2 protein-coding genes are annotated in these 1,443 nt (G+C 52.5%); both read right to left on the bottom strand.

Annotation, left to right across the window (positions count from 1 at the left end; genetic code table 11):
• Positions 1–38: 38 nt before the first annotated feature.
• A complete protein-coding gene (locus tag KNO96_RS14520) occupies positions 39–881 on the bottom strand; it encodes an IS3 family transposase (protein ID WP_483297395.1) in 843 nt (280 codons plus the stop codon).
• A partial coding sequence (locus KNO96_RS14515) for a helix-turn-helix domain-containing protein (RefSeq protein WP_483297394.1) occupies positions 878–1,443 on the bottom strand: 566 nt, incomplete at its 5' end. The genes KNO96_RS14520 and KNO96_RS14515, both read right to left, overlap by 4 nt.

The raw sequence follows: 1,443 nt of genomic DNA, 5'->3' as shown, positions 1-1,443 counted from the left end.
TGAACTGAACCGAAAAAGTTAGACACTAAATAGTTTCGTTAGGCGACCTTTAGAACCTGCGTCCGGTATTCCACCGGGCTCAGGTTTTTTAGTCGTTTCTTGATGCGACGATGATTATAGTACTCGATGTATCGCTCGAGCTCCTGTTTGAAATGGGTCATATCTTCGAACTTCCTGAGATAAAGGAGTTCGGACTTGAGCACGGCGAAGAAACTCTCGATGGCCGCGTTGTCGAGACAGTTGCCCTTTCGGGACATACTCTGGGTGATGCCGTGTTCGCGCAGCTTCGCCGTGAACGCTCGGAACTGGTATTGCCAGCCCTGGTCAGAATGGAGGATCGGCCTTCCATCGCCGTCGAGTCTTGCGATGGCTTGGTCCAACATCTCGCCGACGAACGGATATCTAGGACTGTCTGACATCGAATAGGCAATGATTTCCCGGTTTGCCAGGTCCATCATCGGGGAGAGATAGAGTTTCTCCCCGAAAAGATGGAACTCGGTGACATCGGTCACCCACTTCTGGTTTAGGCCTGTGGCCTGGAAATCTCGCTCAAGGAGGTTCGGTGCGATCGTTCCGACCTCTCCTTTGTAGGACCGATATTTCTTCATGCGGACGAGGCACTTGAGACCGAGCTCGTCCATGAGACGCAATACGGTTTTCGGGTCGTGCCTGAAGCCTTGGCGCTCGAGGAGCGCATGGATGCGCCGATAGCCACAACGTCCTTCGTGTTCGTGGAAGAGGGTCTGAATCGCTTCCTTCACGTCCGTGTACTTGTCAACAGCCGTCAGGCGTGTCCGCCAATAGTAGTAGACGCTTCGAGCCATATCGAGCACCTGGAGGAGACCCGGTACAGGATAGGTGGCCCGTAGCTCGTCGATCACTTGGGCCTTGATCCGGTTCGTCGCGCTTCCTCTTCTTGAACCAAGGCTTTCAATTTTTTTAACGCGGCGTTCTCCATCTCGAGGTACTCGACCCGTTCCTTGAGCTCCTCGACCTCTGTCATCTCGTCCGGATTCTTTTTCTTGCGTTTCGCCATCGGGGCACGTCCTTTCGCTTTGGCTACCAACCCCTCGACTCCTTTCCGTTCATACGCGGACCGCCAAGTGGAGATCATTCCAGGGGAGGAAATGCGGTACTTCAGGGCCGCATCCAAGCAGGACAGCCTATTAGTAGCCATATCGTTTAGTACCTCCAGTTTAAACGCCGGCGAGTGGACTGTATAGGAAGGATCGAAGATTTCCTCCCCCCAACGCTCATAGAGATGCGACCAGATACGCACCTGGCTATACGAGATTCCGAACTCCTGTGACAAAACCTCAAATCCGTCCCTTCCCGTGAAGTAGCGCTGGGCGATTTGGACTTTCAATGCCTTTGAATATTTGGTCATAAAAAACACCCCATAAAAGTTGGATTTTTCATGTCCAACTTTTATGGGGCAGTTCA

The organism is Exiguobacterium sp. s89, from assembly GCF_018617735.1.
Taxonomy (GTDB): domain Bacteria; phylum Bacillota; class Bacilli; order Exiguobacteriales; family Exiguobacteriaceae; genus Exiguobacterium; species Exiguobacterium marinum.
Note: the sequence above shows the minus strand (reverse complement) of the source record. Positions and strands in the feature narration are given on the sequence as shown.